Origin of the sequence: Vibrio sp. SCSIO 43140 (genome assembly GCF_023716585.1) — a bacterium.
Lineage (GTDB): Bacteria > Pseudomonadota > Gammaproteobacteria > Enterobacterales > Vibrionaceae > Vibrio > Vibrio maritimus_B.
The window spans coordinates 903,418-923,760 of sequence record NZ_CP071850.1 but is presented as its reverse complement, the minus strand read 5'-3'; the positions used below and the strand labels follow the sequence as shown (position 1 = coordinate 923,760).

General features: G+C 46.3%; 16 protein-coding genes. 10 read left to right on the top strand and 6 right to left on the bottom strand.

Features of this window, described 5'->3' with window-relative positions; genetic code table 11:
- Nucleotides 1–26 precede the first annotated feature (26 nt).
- Entirely contained in the window at nucleotides 27–1,337 is a 1,311-nt protein-coding gene (locus tag J4N45_RS04465; RefSeq protein ID WP_252013771.1) for a DUF1501 domain-containing protein, read from the bottom strand.
- Nucleotides 1,334–2,992, bottom strand: coding sequence for a DUF1800 domain-containing protein (locus tag J4N45_RS04460; protein WP_252013770.1), 1,659 nt, complete (start codon nucleotides 2,990–2,992; stop codon nucleotides 1,334–1,336). Before J4N45_RS04460 ends, J4N45_RS04465 begins: the two co-directional genes overlap by 4 nt.
- Before the next feature lie 422 nt (nucleotides 2,993–3,414).
- Here J4N45_RS04460 and J4N45_RS04455 point away from each other — a divergent pair, with 422 nt between their 5' ends.
- A complete protein-coding gene (locus tag J4N45_RS04455) occupies nucleotides 3,415–4,440 on the top strand; it encodes a DUF1989 domain-containing protein (protein WP_252013769.1) in 1,026 nt (341 codons plus the stop codon).
- A 313-nt stretch (nucleotides 4,441–4,753) separates the two neighbouring features.
- Here the strand turns inward: J4N45_RS04455 and J4N45_RS04450 are convergent, their stop codons facing one another.
- Nucleotides 4,754–5,245, bottom strand: coding sequence for a hypothetical protein (locus J4N45_RS04450; protein WP_252013768.1), 492 nt, complete (start codon nucleotides 5,243–5,245; stop codon nucleotides 4,754–4,756).
- A gap of 278 nt (nucleotides 5,246–5,523) precedes the next feature.
- Here J4N45_RS04450 and J4N45_RS04445 point away from each other — a divergent pair, with 278 nt between their 5' ends.
- The 8 genes from J4N45_RS04445 (at nucleotide 5,524) to J4N45_RS04410 (ending at nucleotide 13,700) form a co-directional block, all read left to right on the top strand.
- Nucleotides 5,524–6,153, top strand: a complete 630-nt coding sequence (locus tag J4N45_RS04445; RefSeq protein WP_252013767.1) for a glutathione S-transferase family protein — start codon at nucleotides 5,524–5,526, stop codon at nucleotides 6,151–6,153.
- A gap of 375 nt (nucleotides 6,154–6,528) precedes the next feature.
- The gene (locus tag J4N45_RS04440) at nucleotides 6,529–7,980 is read left to right on the top strand and encodes a YfcC family protein (protein WP_252013766.1); all 1,452 of its coding nucleotides are present in this window, start codon (nucleotides 6,529–6,531) and stop codon (nucleotides 7,978–7,980) included.
- A gap of 629 nt (nucleotides 7,981–8,609) precedes the next feature.
- Complete coding sequence (arcA, locus tag J4N45_RS04435; RefSeq protein WP_252013765.1) at nucleotides 8,610–9,830, top strand: arginine deiminase; 1,221 nt, start codon at nucleotides 8,610–8,612, stop codon at nucleotides 9,828–9,830.
- A gap of 32 nt (nucleotides 9,831–9,862) precedes the next feature.
- On the top strand, nucleotides 9,863–10,774 hold the full coding sequence (gene arcC / locus J4N45_RS04430; RefSeq protein WP_234494249.1) for a carbamate kinase: 912 nt from the start codon (nucleotides 9,863–9,865) through the stop codon (nucleotides 10,772–10,774).
- Between the two features lie 82 nt (nucleotides 10,775–10,856).
- Nucleotides 10,857–11,867, top strand: coding sequence for an ornithine carbamoyltransferase (locus J4N45_RS04425; RefSeq protein ID WP_252013764.1), 1,011 nt, complete (start codon nucleotides 10,857–10,859; stop codon nucleotides 11,865–11,867).
- Between the two features lie 201 nt (nucleotides 11,868–12,068).
- Nucleotides 12,069–12,551 (top strand): arginine repressor, encoded by a 483-nt coding sequence (locus J4N45_RS04420; RefSeq protein WP_252013763.1) that lies wholly within the window; start codon nucleotides 12,069–12,071, stop codon nucleotides 12,549–12,551.
- Between the two features lie 117 nt (nucleotides 12,552–12,668).
- Entirely contained in the window at nucleotides 12,669–13,277 is a 609-nt protein-coding gene (gene cobO / locus J4N45_RS04415; protein ID WP_042474070.1) for a cob(I)yrinic acid a,c-diamide adenosyltransferase, read from the top strand.
- Nucleotides 13,278–13,433: 156 nt separating this feature from the next.
- Nucleotides 13,434–13,700 carry a hypothetical protein gene (locus tag J4N45_RS04410; protein WP_252013762.1) on the top strand — a complete coding sequence of 89 codons (267 nt, stop codon included), beginning with the start codon at nucleotides 13,434–13,436 and terminating at the stop codon, nucleotides 13,698–13,700.
- A gap of 106 nt (nucleotides 13,701–13,806) precedes the next feature.
- Here J4N45_RS04410 and J4N45_RS04405 read toward each other — a convergent pair whose 3' ends face one another.
- From J4N45_RS04405 to apbC, 3 genes are all read right to left on the bottom strand, one after another.
- Nucleotides 13,807–15,900, bottom strand: coding sequence for an AsmA family protein (locus tag J4N45_RS04405; protein WP_252013761.1), 2,094 nt, complete (start codon nucleotides 15,898–15,900; stop codon nucleotides 13,807–13,809).
- Nucleotides 15,901–16,048: 148 nt separating this feature from the next.
- On the bottom strand, nucleotides 16,049–16,690 hold the full coding sequence (gene udk / locus J4N45_RS04400; protein ID WP_042474065.1) for a uridine kinase: 642 nt from the start codon (nucleotides 16,688–16,690) through the stop codon (nucleotides 16,049–16,051).
- A 191-nt stretch (nucleotides 16,691–16,881) separates the two neighbouring features.
- Entirely contained in the window at nucleotides 16,882–17,958 is a 1,077-nt protein-coding gene (gene apbC / locus J4N45_RS04395; protein ID WP_252013760.1) for an iron-sulfur cluster carrier protein ApbC, read from the bottom strand.
- Nucleotides 17,959–18,135: 177 nt separating this feature from the next.
- Here apbC and metG point away from each other — a divergent pair, with 177 nt between their 5' ends.
- Nucleotides 18,136–20,196 (top strand): methionine--tRNA ligase, encoded by a 2,061-nt coding sequence (metG, locus tag J4N45_RS04390; RefSeq protein WP_252013759.1) that lies wholly within the window; start codon nucleotides 18,136–18,138, stop codon nucleotides 20,194–20,196.
- The last annotated feature ends 147 nt before the right edge of the window (nucleotides 20,197–20,343 follow it).

The following is a 20,343-nucleotide window of genomic DNA, read 5'->3' as shown; positions in this document are numbered from 1 at the left end:
AAATCAGAGCGCAAACCAAAATTTAGCTACTTTAGAAAACCTAAATCTTGTACAGGAAAATTCGCCAAGTTAGGAAAGATATAATCCATCGCACTTTCGCTATTCACTCCCATCCACTTAGCGATTGTCGCTCCAATTTGCTCAACAGATGTCGTCGGTATCATTCGCCCTTTATTGAAGTCATTCTCTCCATCAAGGATGAGTGATGGCCACTGGCCATATAACTGACCGCCATTCAATGCGCCGCCCATCACCAGGTGATTGCTGGCCCAGCCGTGGTCAGTACCGGTACCGTTGCTCGCTAAGCGTCTTCCGAAATCGGACATTGTCATCGTTGTGACTTTATCACCAAGCCCTGCGGCTTCCATTGATTGATTAAACGCAGCTAACGATTGGCTTAATACGCTCATTAGCTGGGCGTGGTCTTCCAATTGGTTGGCATGGGTGTCAAAGCCACCGAAGCCGACAAAATAGACTTGTTTTTGGTGCCCAAGTTGGTCACTCGATTTAATCAATCTTGCGACCGTATGTAATTGCTGACTCAAAGAGATATCTGGGAAATGCTCCTCTTCAGGAACTGACTCAATGGCGGCCGCTAACTGATCTCGTATTGAAATGGAATCGCCTTTTACTCGGTCAAACTCTCGACCAAATGCGGTCAATGGGGAGAGGCTCATCACTTGATCAAAACTCTTACGCCGCTGTGCATTACTAACTGCATTCACTTTTGGCAGAGATGAGGCATTAATGAGGTTCGCACTCTGAACGCTGCCGTTAAGTAGCTGGGCATAGCCATTGAGACTAAAGGTCGGGCTAATCTCATCAGAATCGCTATTGAGCACATCCATCAATCGACCAGCCCAGCCAAGCGTCGTCGCACTGCCCGACCAACCCCGCTGCCACTCAGTTTGCTGTGAGTTGTGTGAGAACAAAAACGGAGGCATAGCATGTGTGCCGTCTTTCAAACCTTCTTTTGTCGAAGGCTCAATCAACACGCCACTGTTGGCGATGGGAATGATTTTTCCACTATTAAACAGGCTTTGAATCTCGGTCATCGATGGGTGTAATCCCAATGCCAAGCTAGAGCCGGTACTCAATGACAAAGGCAATAGAGATGCTTGCGGAATAGCAATAGCAGGACGAGCGGTCGCGTACTCATCATAGTGTGCGTTATCGCTCGGCACCAACATGTTAAAGCCATCATTGCCGCCAAATAAAAACACACAAACCAGAGCCTTATAATCACTGTCTGGCAGAGCATGAGCAGTGCCAGTTCCCAACATCGAAACAAGTGGAGTCGACGCCATAGCCGCTAACAAGTGACGACGTGAAATCATTGGGCAAGCTCCTCAATATGAAATTCTTGACTGGTTACGACGGTGTAGAGAGCATTACGAACCTTCAAGCTTTGTTGCGTATCACGAAGATCTTCCAACCCTTCTAGGACAATCGCTTTAAGCGGCTCGCTCATTCTTTGAGAAAGCAGTCGCCTTTCAATCTCTTCAATCAATGCTTCATGGTCATTGGCTATCGCTTCTAACGGTGCGGTATTAATGACGATGCGCGCCGGATTATCTTCGCCGTTATAATTTGTCCTGCCCGTTGCCGACCAAAGCTGGTTGTTAGTAAGGATGAAGTTGTTCCAACTCAATATCTCAAATTCAGGTGCTACATCATTTGCATCCGCTATCTCTCCGTTCGGGGCATAATCTGGCGAGAAAAAGTTGAAGACACTTGGAGAGCCGAGCGGCGACTGTCCATACGCTCCAAAGGTGTTAATCGAGTTATGAAAACGCCCAGAAGGGTCAGCGGACTTCGCCTCGAGAGCTCGGAAAAAATTGGTCATCGCAATTAGAGGCTCTTTCATCTTAACGGGCGAACGGTCGCCTCCATTCAGCGCCTCTTCATCCGTAAGAATCCCGCGAACTACTGTTTTAAGATCGCCTCTCACGCCGCTACCATTATCGTCAAATAGCGCACTCACTCTTGCGACATAAGCGGGAGACGGATTAGATGTCACTAACCTTTGGATAAGATGGCGACTGATAAATGGGCCTGTGTTTGGATGGTTTAGCAACATATCCATGGCCTGCGCCATATCTTGTTCGGCGGTCTGCCCTTGAGCAAACACCTCTCCCATCACCACTTTTTCCTCAAAATCATGACGTTCTGGATACGCCACCATTGGCAAAAGCCAGTTGCCATCTTTAGAGCCCCAATTAGGCTGGTTTTTCTCAGCGATGTGCCAGCCGGTAAACACTCGAGCCAGATTCTCAATATCATCCTGCGAGTACGTTGGAATCAACTGCCCTTGGTTATCAAGCTTCTCCGAGCCATCTGGGTTTAGCTCATACAGACCGATACTAAACAGTTGCATCACTTCGCGTGCGTAGTTTTCATCGGGGTAACGGTTACTCTCTGGGTCTGCCTTTTGATTTGCCATCATCGACAAGTAATCCCCCATGGCAGCGTGCAGAGTCACCGATTCAATCAACTCTCGATAATTCGCAAATGCGTGTGTGATGAGCATGTCGTAATAATCAGTCATCTCCAAAACACGGCCATTTAAACTGGCGCCATATCGCGAAATCACGAAGATTTCACTAAGGGCGAACGCGACTCGCTGCCTGAGTTGATCGGGGGCATTTAAGCTAAGATCCCACCATACCGACACGCGGTCAGATTGGTTGTAACTGTCTCGCCCATCCTCAAGCGGATACTGTTTAAGACGGGTTAAATGCAGGCTCGGAGCCATAGAAAACTGTTCATCAAGCCATCTTGAGTAGCCAAGGTCGGCTAATTCTTGATAGGAGTTAGGCTTAGGTCCAAATGTTGAGCGATAGAGAAGGTCGTGACGCTGATCTTGTGTTAATGGATTAGGCTCAGGAGAAAGGCCTCCAGACTCCCCCTCTCCACCACATGCAGAGAGTAATGAAAGTGTGAGTAAACAGAGGCTCGATTTAAATGCGTAACGCTTTATCAGGGGAAACAACTCAAAGACCTTACTACGACTGAAGATTTAATCGAACACTAGCGAAGAACACCAGGTGCAGCAATCTAGCCTCCGATAAACTGTGTCACGGGTTCAAATTAGCACTTTAGCCATTGTGTTTCTCTATCATTTTTGCTGATCCATTATCACTGTGTCTTTTGTTGGATTCATCGTCAATGTTGAAGAAATAAACTTAACGGTTTAGGAGGCTCACCTCTTCTGATTGAACTACTACAATCGTCTACGCAATTACAAGGCTCATCTATTCGCTCCCTCGAGCGGTTCCTATTTTGTCTATTTTTTGACTCACGTTTACTATGTCAATCAACCAAGGGGGACACAGCCCTCAGGTGTTTATCAGAAGTCGTGCATGGAACCCACGGCCATAATCGAAATGGATTCCTTAGCATAGGGTAAAAACTATGACTGAACTATGTAAGCCATGTGGTGAGCAACTTGCTCAAAACTTCGATTCTTCTTACGACGCTAACGTTGACCCAGTAAAAACCTACTCGGACTCACTGTCAGCAGACCTAGACTTCTATCAACGTGTTCGCGACACCAAACGCAACGGCACTCGCAAGCATGTGTATTCTGATGTACTAAAGCGCGAGACTGGTAACTCGTTCTTAGTAAAAGCAGGCCAGGTTATTCGTATTGAGCAGCGTCCAAGTGCAGACGGCAACAACGGTCGAACGCAAATTATGGATGTGTTGATGGTGACAACTGATCTGGAGCAGTATTCAGACCACCTAAACTCAACGGCAATCGAAGGCTTTAACCAACGCTTATATTCCGGTATCTGGTCTCAATCGCGCCACTTTAGAAAAATGGCGACGCTGGTTGAAGATGAGTTTCCATATGAACAACTGCCAGAGGGCTTTACGCATATTTGGCTCGCAGCTCACTGCTCACCTGAATATATTGGCCTAGCACACGGCTTGGACAAGGTGACGAACTCATGTCACGAGAACTTCTTGCATGCGTTTAGTCGAATTCCTGCTATCGCAAACATTGAAGACGAAAAGATCCGTAAAGAGGTAACTCAGTTCTTTGCAGACCGCAACGACTGGAACATCTTCCAAGGCAACCAGTTTATGCTCGATGAGCAAAATATCACTCGTGCACGCATGTGTCCGACGCCGCCTGTAGAGGAAGGAACCGCCATCGAATGGTATGCCGAGCAAGATATGTATGTGGTTATCTCGAACTGTCCTTACGGTGACCAGCATACCTGCTATACGGAGATTCATAATAACGATGTGTTTATTGAAGTCTTCGACACAGGTATCAAGCCGTACGCGCCAGCACTAACCGATAAGATCCAAGGTTGGGAGACGGCTGCATGGGAGCGCGTTGAAGCTCGAGGCGGTAAGCTCGCTGAGCAGCAACCACTAGAGCCTGTCACTCTGAAGCTCCCTATCGATGTTATCGACCTTAACCGATAACGGTTGAAAGCTAGAAAAGCCTTCCTCATGGAAGGCTTTTGTCGTTTGGGGAAACTACTCTTTCATCATTCATTCGAAAACTGATGAGAACCTAGTTCGAATAACAAGTCGAACGTCGGCAAAATGTAAGCATCACGCTCTAGAAGAGATATAAGGTATTTACAAACAATGAACAACGACTTGGAAGCAAAAGGAAGCAAGTGGGTATTTCGATTTTCAATGGCAGTCGCTTGGATCTTTCTCTTACTTGGCGGTTTAAACTAAAAAGGGCTACCAATTCGGTAGCCCTATCAGAAAGAGTTTGGGAGCGCATCTAATCTGAATCGTTATCCGAGTCACTTTCTGGCGCCAGCACCTCTCGTGTTGTCTTGACCAACAGCGCTTCCGCTTCATCAAACGCTAAAATTTCTAGGTGATACATAGTCTCGACGATGGACGCAAAAGCGCAATTGATCACAGAGTTGGGCTGACCTGCATATTGCCTGACGCATCGGTCTACATAGAGCAAAATATGCTTTTTTGCCGCGACCTTATCCGCCTCAGTTCGAGCGGCCATAGGTTCACGTATCGCAACAAGGTGTTGATCAGTATTAAATGGAGGCGCTTTCTCTTCCATATCCGCTTTGGTCACCCTGATCTGCCCCTCTAGTTTACCTTCTAAAGCCTCTTCAACGGGTAAATCAGCGAACTGTTCACGATATGATTGAATCAGTTGACGCATCTCAGACATGCACTTTTCTGTATCCCCTTCAAAGCGATGATTAGAGTAATACTTGCTGTCTGCAGCATAGGTGGTTCGATCCATTTGGGTTACCTCAGTTTGAAATGAGCCTAATCGAATCAACGGCTTGTTGATACACGTTTTCATCCTTACGTTATAACAAGTCTAGTCTAAGGTCTAATTAGGTACCCATCGATACCAACAATACTTCAGCCACCAGCCTTAATCACTTACTAGGAGATATGCATACTTTACATATAGGTTGTGCGCAATTATATTTATTGCAATTAAAATGTCAGACTGATACTGTGCTACGTAACTAGACAGAGACATTACACAATTAACGTAAAGGTTGGCGGATAATGATTACCCTACATCACCTCAATAAATCTCGTTCTAAACGCATCATCTGGCTACTTGAAGAGCTTCAGGTTCCTTACCAAATCAAAGCCTATCAACGTGTGCCGGAAACCAATCTGGCACCAGCCGAGCTTAAAGCGGTTCATCCGTTAGGTAAGTCACCCGTTATTGAAGAAAATGGTCAGGTACTGGCAGAGTCTGGAGCCATTACCGAGTATTTATCTGAGCGTTTTGGTGCAGACAGTCTGATGCCTGCGAAAGACTCTGAGAACTACCCGCTCTACTTGCAATGGTTGCACTTTGCTGAAAGTTCAGCCGCGCTGCCTTTGCTACTCCGCTACTTCCTAAAGATTGATGGCAGTGAAACGCGCTTTCTTGATGGTTACAGCAAGCAGGAACTGGCATTAATCCTTGGCTATCTAAACGATCATCTCAGCGACAATACTTGGCTACTCGGTGATCAATTCAGTGCCGCGGATATTCTTCTCTCTTGGATCATCGAGATCTCCGCTGAGTTGGCTCTGCTCGAAGAGTACCCAGCGCTCAAAACGTACTTATCGGCACTTCATGCAAGACCGGCGGCAAGCAAAGCGGCTGAGATTGAAGCTCAGCATGATAAGTCAACGCAATAAAAATATATAAGGCTGCCACTATAAGGTTCCATTGGCAGCCTTTACTTATTTAACGTATTAATCCTCAAGTGACTTAGATCAAAATAATAATATCATCTTAAATACTGCATAATTATCCGACCTAAGAAACAAACCCAGCCATTTAAAAATAGTTCTTCACTATTCTTCCACTGTTTGTCCATTTATATTTCATTACCAATGCTGCCGATTATTTTCCTCAAGAAAAAATGTGAACCAGACTCAAGTTATTCATCGCGATTAATAGTACATTTCTGACACACTAAAGATTAGTAATCCTTATGGCTTCAATGTGGTAATTGAACGTTAAACGTACAGCTAAGCGGGAAGAAAGTACTTCCTGCTAAGGAGAATGCTATGACCGCCCACGTCGTCCATGAACCAAAAAAGTCCGGCGGCTTTTTTACCAATTTTAAGTTCCCTTCTGCCTACACCATTTTGTTTGCACTCATTGCTATCGTGGCTTTGATGACTTGGATCATTCCCGCTGGTCAATATGAGCGAGTAATGAATGATGACCTTGGAAGAGAAGTCCCTGTTGCTGGCACCTATTCTAGTGTTGAAAGTAACCCTCAAACCCCGATAGATGTGTTGATGGCACCCATCGACGGTTTCTACGATCACAGCAGCTATGAGGCAGGCGCAATCGATGTATCTCTGTTCGTACTTGTCATCGGTGGCTTTCTTGGTTTGGTAACCAAAACGGGGGCAATAGACGCAGGTATCGAGCGGGTTACTCATCGTCTTGAGGGGCGAGAGGAATTGATGATCCCTATCCTCATGGCTCTGTTTGCAGCCGGCGGAACGGTTTACGGCATGGCCGAAGAGTCACTGCCTTTCTATACCTTACTTGTACCGGTCATGATGGCAGCGCGATTTGACCCACTCGTCGCAGCAGCCACTATTCTATTGGGAGCGGGTATCGGCGTGCTTGGCTCAACCATTAACCCATTTGCCACCGTCATCGCCGCCAACGCTTCGGGCATTCCATTTACGGATGGCATTATGCTGCGTCTTGCCATGCTCGTGGTCGGTTGGGTGATTTGCGTTGCCTATGTGATGCGTTATGCCAAGATGGTCAAAGCAGACCCGACCAAATCCATTGTCTATGACAAGTATGAGGAAAACAAAGCGCACTTCTTAGGTAATAAAGGCGAAGAGAAACTTGATTTCACAACTACTCGAAAAGTCATCCTGACCATTTTTGGTGGTTCATTCGCAGTCATGATCTATGGAGTCTCTATCGCTGGATGGTGGATGGCAGAAATCTCAGCGATGTTCTTGGCTGCGTCTATTCTGGTTGGTTTCGTCGCACGAATGAGTGAAGAGTCGTTTATAGAAAGCTTTATTGAAGGCGCAAGAGACTTGCTAGGTGTGGCTCTCATCATTGGTATCGCGCGCGGCATTGTGGTCGTGATGGACAGGGGAATGATCACCGACACCATCCTCAATTCTGCCGAGCACATAGTGACGGGGCTGTCGTCAATTGTCTTCGTTAATGTGATGTTTTTCTTAGAAATACTGCTTTCATTCTTAGTTCCATCAACATCAGGTTTGGCCGTATTGACCATGCCGATCATGGCACCTCTCGGTGATTTTGCAGGCGTTGGAAGGGATCTCGTGATCACCGCTTATCAATCTGCCTCGGGGCTGGTGAACCTGGTAACACCGACCTCGGCCGTGGTGATGGGTGGACTTGCCATCGCTCGCGTGCCTTATGCTCGGTGGTTGAAATGGGTCGCACCGCTTATGGGTATCCTAACCCTGTTCTGTGTCATTATGCTTAGCCTAGGCACATTGATCGGCTAAGTACATGATCGGCTAGTTTCTCTGACAACTCTGCTTTGAAGATTCAGTCAAACTGCACCGAATGATACAAGCCCGCTATCAATAGCGGGCTTTCTGTTTATTTAGTGCTCGTTACAGCCATTTCCCACTGCCCTATCATCTCTTTTTTCTCTCCTTCGACAGCTTCAGCTCCCTCAATATCAACACTCTTAACCCTTTCAAAGCTGACTTAAAAAGTGATCAAGATCCGAATTTTGGTAGAAATCCTGTTAACAATCACTTCTAAAATGCGACCAAAAACGGTATCTAGTAGCCTGTTATGCATATTCTGCCGACCTAATGAAATTCATTATTTAAACTAATGCGAATCAAATTTCCTTCACGCTATATTTAATCGTTATTTTTCGAATAATTCATGCATATTATTCCCGCCTAAATGGTCAAATACCCAACTTTATTCGAGACCTTTCGAGAATAGATATTGTTAACAGCCGCCTATTTTAACCCAATCAGTAGCACAATAAGTGTGTGATCAAGATCCAACATATCCTGAATAAGTTAATGCATATTATAACCACCACAACGAAGCTAATAATAAATACCCTACATAAAACTCTTTGAGTTTTTATAAATACTAGAGAGATTTGATTATGAATAAACTCTATGTTGGTTCTGAAGTTGGTCAGTTACGCCGTGTGTTAATTCACCGTCCACGCCGTGCTCTCACACACCTTACCCCATCTAACTGCCACCAGCTTCTTTTCGATGATGTGCTTGCTGTCGAAAAAGCGGGTGAAGAGCACGATGTGTTTGCTAAAACACTTGAGTCGCAAGGTGTCGAAGTACTCCTACTCACCAACCTTCTTGCAGAAACCCTAGCAATCGCAGAAGCAAAAGATTGGCTCCTTAATACTCAGGTATCGGACTTCCGTTATGGCCCAACCTTTGCGAATGATGTCAGATGTTACCTCGCTGACCTTCCAAATCTAGAACTGGCGAAGATTCTAACTGGTGGGCTCTCTTTTGGAGAGATGCCATTAGAGTCATCTTCTATGCTGCAGTCTCTGTATAAGAAAAATGATTTCATCATTGACCCATTACCAAACCACCTATTTACCCGCGATACCTCTTGCTGGGTTTACGGTGGCGTCTCTATTAACCCCATGGCTAAGGTGGCGCGTCAAAGAGAAACGAACCATCTACGCGCTATCTATCGCTGGCATCCAAGTTTCGCCGGTCAAGACTTCATCAAGTACTTTGGTGATGAGCCTCTCGCTTATGACCACTCGACAATTGAGGGTGGTGATGTCCTAGTCATTGGCAAAGGTGCGGTGCTCATCGGCATGTCCGAGCGCACAACCCCACAAGGCGTTGAACATCTTGCCTCTAGCTTGTTCAAACATGGTCAAGCTAAACAGGTCATCGCGCTAGAACTGCCAAAAGATCGCTCTTGCATGCACTTAGATACAGTCATGACACACATGCGTGAAGACACCTTCTCGGTCTATCCAAATGTGATTCCTGACGATGTGAAGTGCTGGAGCCTTACAGGTGATGAATCCGGTCGAGTGAAAGCCTCACAGCAAACCTCTTACATCTCCACCATTGAGAAAGCGCTGCACGTCGACAAACTCAACCTTATCACCACAGGCGGTGACAACTTTGAAGCAGAACGTGAACAGTGGAATGACGCTAACAACGTACTGACCGTTAAACCAGGCGTCGTTATTGGCTATGAACGCAATACCTACACCAATGAGAAGTATGACAAGGCTGGTATCTCCGTGCTCCCTATTCCTGGTGATGAACTCGGTCGTGGTCGCGGCGGTGCGCGATGCATGAGCTGCCCTATTGAACGCGATGGTATCTAACCATTCCTTAAGACTTAATGGATGAAAAAGTTATGAAAAAACAAACCATTGTCGTCGCTCTTGGTGGTAACGCCTTACTAAAAAGAGGTGAGCCACTCGAAGCTGAAGTACAAAGACATAATATTGAAGTTGCGGTCAACACCATCTCCAAGATCGCTGAACAATACAACGTTGTACTGGTGCACGGTAACGGCCCTCAAGTTGGCTTGTTAGCGCTTCAAGGACTGGAATACAAAAAGGTTAACCCTTATCCCCTCGATGTGCTGGGCAGTGAAACACAAGGAATGATCGGTTACATGCTGATGCAAGAGTTTAAAAACCAAATGCCAGATAGAAATGTCACTTGCATGCTGACTCAAATGACGGTCGATCCAAACGATCCTGCGTTTAAAGATCCAACAAAACCGATCGGCCCAATCTATGAGAAACAGGAAGCCTGCGACTTGGCAGAGAAATATCACTGGACCATAAAACCGGACGGTCAACACTTCCGCCGTGTGGTCCCAAGTCCGCAGCCTACCGGCATTATTGAACATGAGGCGATCACCTCTTTGATAGAGCAAGGTCATCTCGTGATCTGTACCGGAGGCGGCGGCATTCCGGTTACACGCAGAGACGGTAAGTTGGTTGGTGTCGAAGCGGTCATCGATAAAGATATGTCGGCTGCATTCTTAGCCAAACAGTTGAATGCTGATCGCCTACTGATTCTTACCGATGCGGATGCGGTCTATCTCGACTGGGGACAACCAACCCAGCGTCCACTGCATACCACAACGCCAGCAGAGCTCTCCCGCTACCAGTTTGATGCTGGCTCAATGGGACCCAAAATCGATGCTTCTTGTGAGTTTATTCAACAAGGTGGGCAAATGGTCGGTATTGGCGCGTTAGAAGATGGTCTTCGCATTCTTGAAGGCAACGCCGGCACCGTTATTACTAAACGCTAAATTCTCTTAATCACAATGATATGAAGCGCTGGCTTAATTCAAGCAGTATGAGCCAGCGCCAAGACTGAAAAAGGACACTATTATGGCTTTCAATCTTCGTAATCGTAACTTCCTAAAACTTCTTGATTTCACACCTCGCGAAATCGGTCATTTGTTAGAACTGTCTATTGAGCTGAAAAAAGCTAAGTACAACGGCTACGAACAGCCAAGACTTAAAGGTAAAAACATCGCTCTGATCTTCGAGAAAACATCGACTCGTACCCGCTGTGCCTTCGAAGTCGCGGCATTCGATCAAGGCGCTCAAGTTTCTTATCTCGGTCCAACTGGCTCTCAAATTGGCCATAAAGAGTCGATGAAAGATACGGCTCGTGTTCTAGGTAGAATGTACGATGGCATTGAGTACCGCGGTTTTGGACAAGCTATTGTCGAAGAGCTCGGTCAATACGCTGGCGTGCCGGTATGGAATGGTTTAACCGACGAGTTCCACCCAACTCAAATTCTTGCTGACTTCATGACAATGATGGAGCATTCCCCAAATAAACCGCTGAGCGAAATCACTTTTGCTTACTTAGGTGATGCTCGTAACAACATGGGCAACTCACTTATGGTTGGTGCGGCGAAAATGGGCATGGAGATCCGTCTAGTGGCACCAAAAGCATTCTGGCCAGAAGCATCACTGGTAGAGCAATGCCAAGCCATAGCTGCTGAAACTGGCGCAAAAATCGTACTCACAGAAGACGTTCAAGAAGGTGTTCAAAGCTGTGACTTCCTGTATACCGATGTCTGGGTTTCGATGGGCGAAGCCAAAGAAGCCTGGGCGGAGCGCATCAAACTGATGTTACCGTATCAAGTTAACATGGATGTGATCAAAGCGACGGGTAACGCTAATGTGAAGTTTATGCACTGTTTGCCTGCATTCCATGGCGAAGATACCACGGTCGGTAAAGCACTCGCGGCTGACTATCCAGAGCTTTCCCAAGGATGCGAAGTAACGGATGAAGTAGTGGAGTCCCCTTACTCAATCGTCTTTGATGAAGCAGAAAATCGCATGCACACCATTAAAGCCGTCATGGTGGCAACACTCGGTCAATAACAAGCGTGAAGCGGTAAACACCAATAAAAGCGAGGGGATTCTCTCGCTTTTGAGTGTTCAAACAATAACCTAACCTCAAAATGAGATAAGGGCATATATTTTACTCAAACCTATTTTGGTAGTGTATGAGGTGTTATTTCTACTTATTCACAATATATATAACCATCTCAAGGATGAGTTTTACTATTTAATAGGTGAAACATGTACGACACTCCTGATTTAGATAGCGTTTCTGTCGATGACCACAAGCTCACCGAAGTCTGCAAAAAGCTTCTGCAACAGCAAAGCTTCACCACCCAAAATAAACTAAGGCAAGCCTTAGTCGACCTCGGCTACTCCGGTATCAGTCAATCCACTGTCTCCAGGCTTTTGGCTCATCTAGGCGTGGTGAAGATGCAAAACGCGTGTGGCAAAAAAGCCTACTGCCTAACCACAGAGAGCACCTCTGTCCGCGTTGATTCATCCATCTCTTCTCAGATTGAGCTCATTACTAATAACCAATCACTGGTCGTCATTAAGACTCATCCCGGTAGCGCGCAGCTCATCGCTCGTTTGATAGATATTGACCCGCATGCTGACATCTTAGCCACGATAGGCGGCAATGATACAATCTTAGTGGTACCCAAACATGTCAAAGACGTCGACCGCTGTGAGCAAGTGGTACGAGCTCGATTAGGCGCTTAACAATAAGCGCTAATGCGGTAATCAAACGGGGTATTTCCTTAGGAATTATCCCGTTTTTTTCTGCCATGATTGCTTTATGATGGTGGGCATACACTTCGAATAACAAAGGGAATGCCCATGTCACTGTCGGAAGACGCTAAACAGCAACGCCACAAAGAGCGTCAGCAAAAAGTGAAAGAGAATGTTGATAAAAAAATCGCTAATGCGCAGGTAGAAAAAGGGCTGCTACTGGTCATTACTGGCAATGGTAAAGGAAAGTCGACCTCAGGCTTTGGCACAGTGGCACGCGCGGTCGGTCACGGCAAGAAATGCGCTGTGGCACAATTTATCAAAGGCACATGGGATAACGGCGAACGTAACCTGCTCGAAAAGCTAGGCGTAGAATTTCAGGTGATGGCAACCGGCTTTACTTGGGAGACACAAAATAAAGCCGCCGACACCGAAGCCGCACAAGGCGTTTGGCAAGAGTGTAAACGTATGCTGCAAGATGAATCTATCGACGTGGTGCTTTTTGATGAGCTGACCTACATGGTGAGCTATGGCTATATCGAACTGGATGAGGTTGTCGAAGCACTTAATAATCGCCCTAACATGCAGTCCGTTATCATCACTGGGCGCGCAGCACATCGCACGCTTATTGATATGGCAGATACAGTATCAGAAGTTAAAAATATCAAACATGCTTTCGAGTCTGGTGTAAAAGCGCTAAAAGGCGTCGACTGGTAAGTTCCAATCTTACCGTTTATGGGGGACGCTTTTGATACCAAAATATCGAGAAGTCACCCATACAGGGTACATTTCACTCAACTCTCTACATGACATTAGGTTGCATTTCGTTTAAGTTAAACATAAATGCAACATAACTTTAACACGGAGAGTTTTATGGAAAGTTGTACTCTAGCACTGTGGATGCGTACGAATGAGCATGAGTTCGTCCTAGGATGGGGCCCAATTCAAAGCTTACAAGAGTCCAAGGCTTGCTGGGAATCCATTCGCGAAACAAGCGGTGACTCTAGCTACTCGTTAACCCTTCGCAAGCCGTGTGGTGCTGTCGTTTCAAAGAATATAGATATGGCAGCTGCATCTGTACTCATTGAATCTTGGGGCGCTATCAAAGAAGAAGAGCAAGATCTCGATTTGCATTGGTAGTTTGCCTGGCAATTTGGATTGGTAATGAGTGGAAACACTTGGAATATTAAAAAGCCAGCCTCTATGGGCTGGCTTTATCGTTCTAATTGCGACAGGGTTACTTACATCAGTTAAACAAACCTTTTAGCAGGCCGTCTACCGCCTTTTTGGTTTTCTCATCTTTAATGCCTAGTCGCTCTGTGGCGCGTTCAACTTCTTTCTTCGCTTTCTCTTTTAATACATCGTCAAACACCAGCGCGAACTGAGGCTGAGCCCATGGACCCGTTATCTTGATTGGGATCGTCACGTCACGAAGCTCGTCAATAGATTGACCACCCTGCCCTTCTAGCGTGCCAACAACTGAAGTACGTACTAAGAAGTCTGCTGTTTCGTTAACGTAGTTTGCTGAGCCCTCACCTTGAATGCGAAGCAGTGGTGATTCTGCCGTCATGTCTTTGGTCGATACGACGCCGTTTGCTAGATTAAGCGTCGCTTTCATTGCACTGAAGTCCGTTTTTTGTGGACCCTGTTGACCGTCTAAAGACTGACCTTTAAAGCGCGCATAATTCTCACGAATCATCTGCGCAACGTTAATGTCATTTACCGCACCATCAGCAAAGTTAATCTTCACCGTACCGGATAGATTTTTCTTCATTGCAGTTGGAGCAAGCCCCTTACCTTTAACGTTGACATCAATGTTGCCCGTGCCTTCTAGCTTATCGTTGTCAGCGACATCTTTGAGCAAAGGTTGAACCTTGACGCCTTTAATACGCTTAACCGCGCTGTAAGTCGCTGGAGACTGACGCGCATCTAGCTTACCACTTGCGGTAATAGTGCCGCTGTAGAGCTCTGAGCTAAATGATGTCAGTTCAGCCACACCGCGATTGACAGAAAAGTCAGCGGTTACTTTTTGCATGTGGGCGTTCGCTGCTTTGAATTTGTCGATGGTGATCTTACCTTTCACATCCAGACCTTTGAGCGCGCTTAAGTCTGGTTCCACCTCGCTCGCCGACGAGCCTGATGCGCCACCCGTTTGCTCACCACCCGTTGAAGCGGTTTTATCTGCAGGCTGATTCAAACCTAAAAACTCATCCAGATCGATATTCGGGCTGTGAAGAGAGAAACGTACTTTAGGGATATCGGCTAACTGAACGGTCGCTTTACCGTCTAGCTCAATCTTGTTCACCGTGAGTTTATTTAGAACAAAATCAAGAAAGCTCTTGTTCATATCAAAGCTTAGATCCGACGCCATAGTGACTTTCATCGGAGACTGCGGCAGCGCTGCGCCTTCAAGCGTCGAGTCCAAAGACAAGCCGCTCAACGTAACCATGCTTATCGCTTTATCAACTGTGAACGTTGTGCCGCCTTTAGCATCAAAGGTTAGCTCGGCTGCATTGCCTTTCATTGAGAAATCAATGGCGTTTGGCTTATCAAACTCAAAGGTTGCCAACTTAAGCTGTGCTTGCTGAATTTGATTCGCCGCATCTTGGTAGGTCGCATCAAACTCAATGTTCTTCAATGCATACTCTGCAAAGCCTTGAGCCAGTTTAAAATCAGCCGTACCTTTGGCAGTAAACTGCTGATCATTGTTTTGACCTTTCATTTCAAAATTCGCAGTGGTCCACTGATCAATTGCGAACTCAGAAACATTTAAGCCCACATCATAGAGCTTAGTGAATGTGCCTGTTTGTGCGTTAGATATCTCAAGCAGCGCATTTGAAACTGTCACGCCCGATAGAGATATCTGCCATCCGTCTGTGGTTGAAGCCGTCGAATCAGCTGGCGCATCGGATGTGGTTGTCGGCTCTGCTGCCGCTTCCGTTTGCGGTGCTGCAGTGAGTGAATCTTGGTTAGAGCGACCATCTTTAAGTGTTTCTAAATGAACCTGTGCACCATCTAGAGTAATAGAGCCAATCTCAAGCGTTTTATCAAGCAGCGGCATAACCGCGACGCTCACACCAACTTGGCTAACGCTGAACAAATTTGGGTTTTGGAAGCCTTGCGGGTTCTTCAAGCTTGTTTGCCCAAGCTCTAGCCCCACCGATGGGAAGAATTGCCAGCTAATATCGCCGCTGATCTCAAGATCAAGTCCGGTTTGATTTTTGACTTGCTCTGCGAGCATAGGTTTGAACTGGTTAGGATTGACAAACATCACCAGCGCAGCGACACCTAACACTATTACCAATAAAGGTATGGCAAGAATGAGGAGGAGTTTTTTCATTAGCAACTTCCCTGAAAACAAAAAGTGGCACATAAAGTGCCACTAATCTATTAAAAAATAAAGCAATTTAAATGCGGTTCGAGCACCCATTGAGTATAGAACATTCTTACCGCGTTTCGTGTATGTTTTCGACTAGATAATGTCAGAATTACGCACGAAGTAGCTTAGCGATGTGCGCTTTTAGCACATCGATCGCGATACGGTTTTTACCGCCGCGAGGAACAATAATGTCTGCGTGTTGCTTTGACGGTTCAATGAACTGCATGAACATTGGACGCACAGTAGACTGGTACTGCTGCAAAACAGATTCCATCGTACGACCGCGCTCTTCTACATCGCGCTTCACACGGCGAAGTAGACAAATATCAAGCGGTGTATCCATAAATACTGTCGCGTGCATCAATTTACGCAAGCGCGGGTCGGTCAGCAGCAAGATGCCTTCTAGGATGATCACCTTCTTTGGTGTCATAGTCGCAGTGTTTTCCGTACGAGTGTGCTCAGTGTAGCTATACTCTGGCACTTCTACCGCTTCACCTTGAATCAACTGCTCTAGGTGTTCGCAAAGCAGATCATGATCAAGTGCATTTGGGTGGTCGTAGTTAGTTTTTACACGCTCTTCCATGCTCAAATGACTTTGGTCATTGTAGTAACAATCTTCCGTGATGACACCGATTTGGTGGTCGCCTACCTTTTCACGTAGTTCGTTATAGATAGTGCTCGCGATGAGGCTTTTTCCAGAAGCAGAAGCGCCAGCGATACCGACGATGACACATTGATTATTATCAGACATTCTTTGCACCTAGTACATATATGGTGGTGAGGACAAAACCGCGTAATTATATGGACATCATTCATTAGATACTAGTCGATATCTCACTTATTTGACCTCCAATTTTGCCTTCGCTCAAAGAATGGAGAAATGCAATCGATTACCCGCTAGCGCCGCGTTTTTAAATATAACCAACACATGTCATATCATGGCTATTCGACCATCTTGAACATGATCGAGTCTGGTTTGGGTTTACCGCTCCAAAATAGATCCGAACACACTCGCTCTGCGAGTTCTTGATAGATAATTGCGTGTTCACTTTCTGGGTTTGAAACTACGGTCGGCGCGCCATTATCAATCGACTCTCGAATGTCGATATGCAGAGGCACTTGGCCGAGAAGGTTTAATCCGAACTTAGACGCCATCCACTCAGCTCCACCAGCGCCAAAGATATGCTCTTTCGAGCCGCATTGGCTGCAAATGTGATAGCTCATGTTTTCTACAATACCCACCACTGGTACCGAGACTTTCTCGAACATAGCTGCACCTTTAATCGCATCAGCAAGGGCAAGGTCTTGGGGTGTGGTGACAATCAGCGCCCCGGTCACAGGAATTTGCTGAGATAAGGTTAGCTGAATATCCCCTGTACCCGGTGGCATATCGATGACTAAGTAATCCAAATCTGGCCATTCTGTTTCATTCAGAAGCTGAGCTAGGGCCTTGGACGCCATTGGGCCGCGCCATATAGCCGCGTCATCGGTACTCATTAGATAGCCAATAGATTGAGTGTAAATGCCATGCGCGGGTACAGGCTGCATCCACTTACCATCACGAACGTCTGGGTGAGCATCAATCTGGCCGAGCATGATAGGAATTGAAGGACCATAGACATCCGCATCCAAGATGCCCACTTTGGCACCCAACTTACTGATGGCCAGTGCTAAATTCACCGCTGTAGTTGACTTACCAACGCCGCCTTTGGCTGACGTAACCGCAATGACGTTTTTGACGCCTTTTATCTCTGTCGCAACCGTAGTTTCCAATGACTTAGTATTGATAGACACAGAGTAAGAAAATTTAGCGACCTCGCCACTACTTTGTTTCGCGTCAATCCAGTTTGCTAGAGCTTCTCGTGCTGAGAGGTTGGCATATGGTAAGGCAATTTGAAACTCTCCAGAGGCGGCAACCTTAACCACATCAGGAACTTCGCTCCACCCCAACTTAAGGTTTGAGTGCGTGAACTCCCCCAGCCATTGGCAAAAATCTTGTTTCGATTCAAACGTGCGCATCTTGCTTTCCTTATTATTGTTAGTCTTTCGCTAATCTTTCTAAGATTAGCACTCACTTAGCTGAACCAGAACCCTAAAAAAGTTGGGGAGATTGACACTGGATACCTTGGAGTCATGCCACGCATCATGTAGTATTAGCCAATATTTTTACTCTGAATAAAGAAAGCGAAACAAAGTATGGCAACCGATCCAAGAAAAATGTTGGTCACTTGTGCACTACCGTACGCTAACGGCTCTATCCACTTAGGTCATATGCTTGAGCATATCCAAGCGGATATTTGGGTGCGCTACCAACGTCTACGTGGCAACGTAGTAAACTTCATTTGTGCTGATGATGCTCACGGCACACCAATCATGCTGAAAGCGCAGCAGATGGGGATCACGCCTGAAGAAATGATCGCAGCGGTTAGCGAAGAGCACCAAAAAGACTTCGCTGGCTTTGATATCAGCTTTGATAACTATCACAGCACACACTCAGAAGAGAACCGTGAGCTTGCGTCTCACATCTATCTTGAGCTGAAAAAGAACGGTTTTATCTCTAGCCGTACCATTTCTCAGCTGTTTGATCCTGAGAAAGAAATGTTCCTACCGGACCGTTTTGTAAAAGGTACTTGCCCGAACTGTAAGTCTGAAGACCAGTACGGTGACAACTGTGATAACTGTGGTGCAACGTACAGCCCGACGGAACTAATCAACCCTCAGTCTGCGGTATCTGGCGCTACACCGGTAATGAAAGATTCTGAGCACTTCTTCTTCGACTTGCCTCAGTTTGAAAGCATGCTTCAAGAGTGGACTCGCTCTGGCTCGCTGCAATCTGAAACTGCGAACAAGATGCAAGAATGGTTCGAGTCAGGTCTGCAGCAGTGGGATATCTCTCGCGATGCACCTTATTTCGGTTTCGAAATCCCTGGTGAAAAAGGCAAATTCTTCTACGTTTGGCTAGATGCTCCAGTTGGTTACATGGCGTCATTCAAGAACCTATGTAACAAACGCGACGATCTCGATTTCGACGAGTACTGGAAGAAAGACAGCTCAACGGAACTTTACCATTTCATCGGTAAAGACATCGTTTACTTCCACAGCCTGTTCTGGCCAGCCATGCTAGAAGGTGCAGGTTTCCGCAAGCCAAACAACGTATTCGTACACGGCTACGTAACGGTAAACGGCGCGAAGATGTCTAAGTCTAAGGGCACCTTCATCAAGGCAGCCACCTACCTTGATCACCTAGACCCTGAGTGTCTGCGTTACTACTACGCTGCTAAGCTGAACAGTCGTATCGACGATCTAGACCTTAACCTTGAAGACTTCACGCAGCGTGTCAACGCTGACGTCGTCAACAAGATTGTTAACCTAGCTTCTCGTAACGCTGGTTTCATCACTAAGCGTTTTGAAGGCAAGCTTTCTGACAACTTTGCAGAGCCTGAGCTATACAACGAGTTTGTTGCTGCTGCGGACCGCATTGCAGAGCTTTACGAGTCTCGTGAGTTTGGTCGTGCAATCCGTGAGATCACGGCGCTAGCTGACAAAGCGAACCAATACGTTGACGAGAAAGCACCTTGGGTTGTTGCTAAAGAAGAAGGCAAAGACCAAGAGCTTCAAGACATCTGTTCAGTCGGTATCAACCTATTCCGCGTTCTGATGACTTACCTGAAACCGGTAATGCCAGCATTGGCTGCACGCACCGAAGCGTTCCTAAACGAAACGCTAACTTGGGAAGGCATTGCCGCGCCGCTAACCGGCCATGAAATCACTAAGTTCAAAGCACTGTTTAACCGTATCGATCCTAAGAAGGTGGAAGCAATGATCGAAGCTTCTAAGGAAGATGCGGCAGCAGAAGTGGCAGCGAAGGAAAAAGCAGAAGCTGAGAAGAACAAAGCAAGCCAAACAGAGCTTGATAAAGATCCTATCGCTGATGAGATCGAGTTTGACGACTTTGCTAAGGTGGATATGCGTATTGCACGTATCATCTCTTGTGAAGAGGTGCCAAAAGCAAACAAGCTACTTAAGTTCCAGCTAGACATCGGTGGCGAAACTCGCCAAGTGTTCTCTGGCATTAAGTCTGCATACAAGCCTGAAGAGCTAGAAGGCAAGCTAACGGTTATGGTAGCGAACCTTAAACCACGTAAGATGAAGTTTGGTATGTCTGAAGGCATGATCCTAGCAGCTGGCCCTGGTGGCAGTGACCTATGGATCCTAGAGCCACACGAAGGCGCTCAGCCAGGTATGCGCGTCATGTAATTGACCATTTTATCGCTAGACTAAAGCCAGCATTTTCGCTGGCTTTTTTTGTGACCAAATTCACAAATAGAGTGCACTTGCACCATCAGCAAGCAGTTCCTTATACCCCAAAAGTATTAACTATTTGTTTTATAAGTATATTCAACA

Coding starts and splice junctions, on each gene's coding strand:
- cobO (WP_042474070.1), top strand. CDS start 12,669: ATGTCACTGTCGGAAGACGCTAAACAGCAACGCCACAAAGAGCGTCAG.
- arcA (WP_252013765.1), top strand. CDS start 8,610: ATGAATAAACTCTATGTTGGTTCTGAAGTTGGTCAGTTACGCCGTGTG.
- J4N45_RS04405 (WP_252013761.1), bottom strand. CDS start 15,900: ATGAAAAAACTCCTCCTCATTCTTGCCATACCTTTATTGGTAATAGTG.
- arcC (WP_234494249.1), top strand. CDS start 9,863: ATGAAAAAACAAACCATTGTCGTCGCTCTTGGTGGTAACGCCTTACTA.
- J4N45_RS04440 (WP_252013766.1), top strand. CDS start 6,529: ATGACCGCCCACGTCGTCCATGAACCAAAAAAGTCCGGCGGCTTTTTT.
- J4N45_RS04465 (WP_252013771.1), bottom strand. CDS start 1,337: ATGATTTCACGTCGTCACTTGTTAGCGGCTATGGCGTCGACTCCACTT.
- J4N45_RS04425 (WP_252013764.1), top strand. CDS start 10,857: ATGGCTTTCAATCTTCGTAATCGTAACTTCCTAAAACTTCTTGATTTC.
- J4N45_RS04420 (WP_252013763.1), top strand. CDS start 12,069: ATGTACGACACTCCTGATTTAGATAGCGTTTCTGTCGATGACCACAAG.
- J4N45_RS04410 (WP_252013762.1), top strand. CDS start 13,434: ATGGAAAGTTGTACTCTAGCACTGTGGATGCGTACGAATGAGCATGAG.
- J4N45_RS04445 (WP_252013767.1), top strand. CDS start 5,524: ATGATTACCCTACATCACCTCAATAAATCTCGTTCTAAACGCATCATC.
- apbC (WP_252013760.1), bottom strand. CDS start 17,958: ATGCGCACGTTTGAATCGAAACAAGATTTTTGCCAATGGCTGGGGGAG.
- J4N45_RS04450 (WP_252013768.1), bottom strand. CDS start 5,245: ATGGATCGAACCACCTATGCTGCAGACAGCAAGTATTACTCTAATCAT.
- metG (WP_252013759.1), top strand. CDS start 18,136: ATGGCAACCGATCCAAGAAAAATGTTGGTCACTTGTGCACTACCGTAC.
- udk (WP_042474065.1), bottom strand. CDS start 16,690: ATGTCTGATAATAATCAATGTGTCATCGTCGGTATCGCTGGCGCTTCT.
- J4N45_RS04455 (WP_252013769.1), top strand. CDS start 3,415: ATGACTGAACTATGTAAGCCATGTGGTGAGCAACTTGCTCAAAACTTC.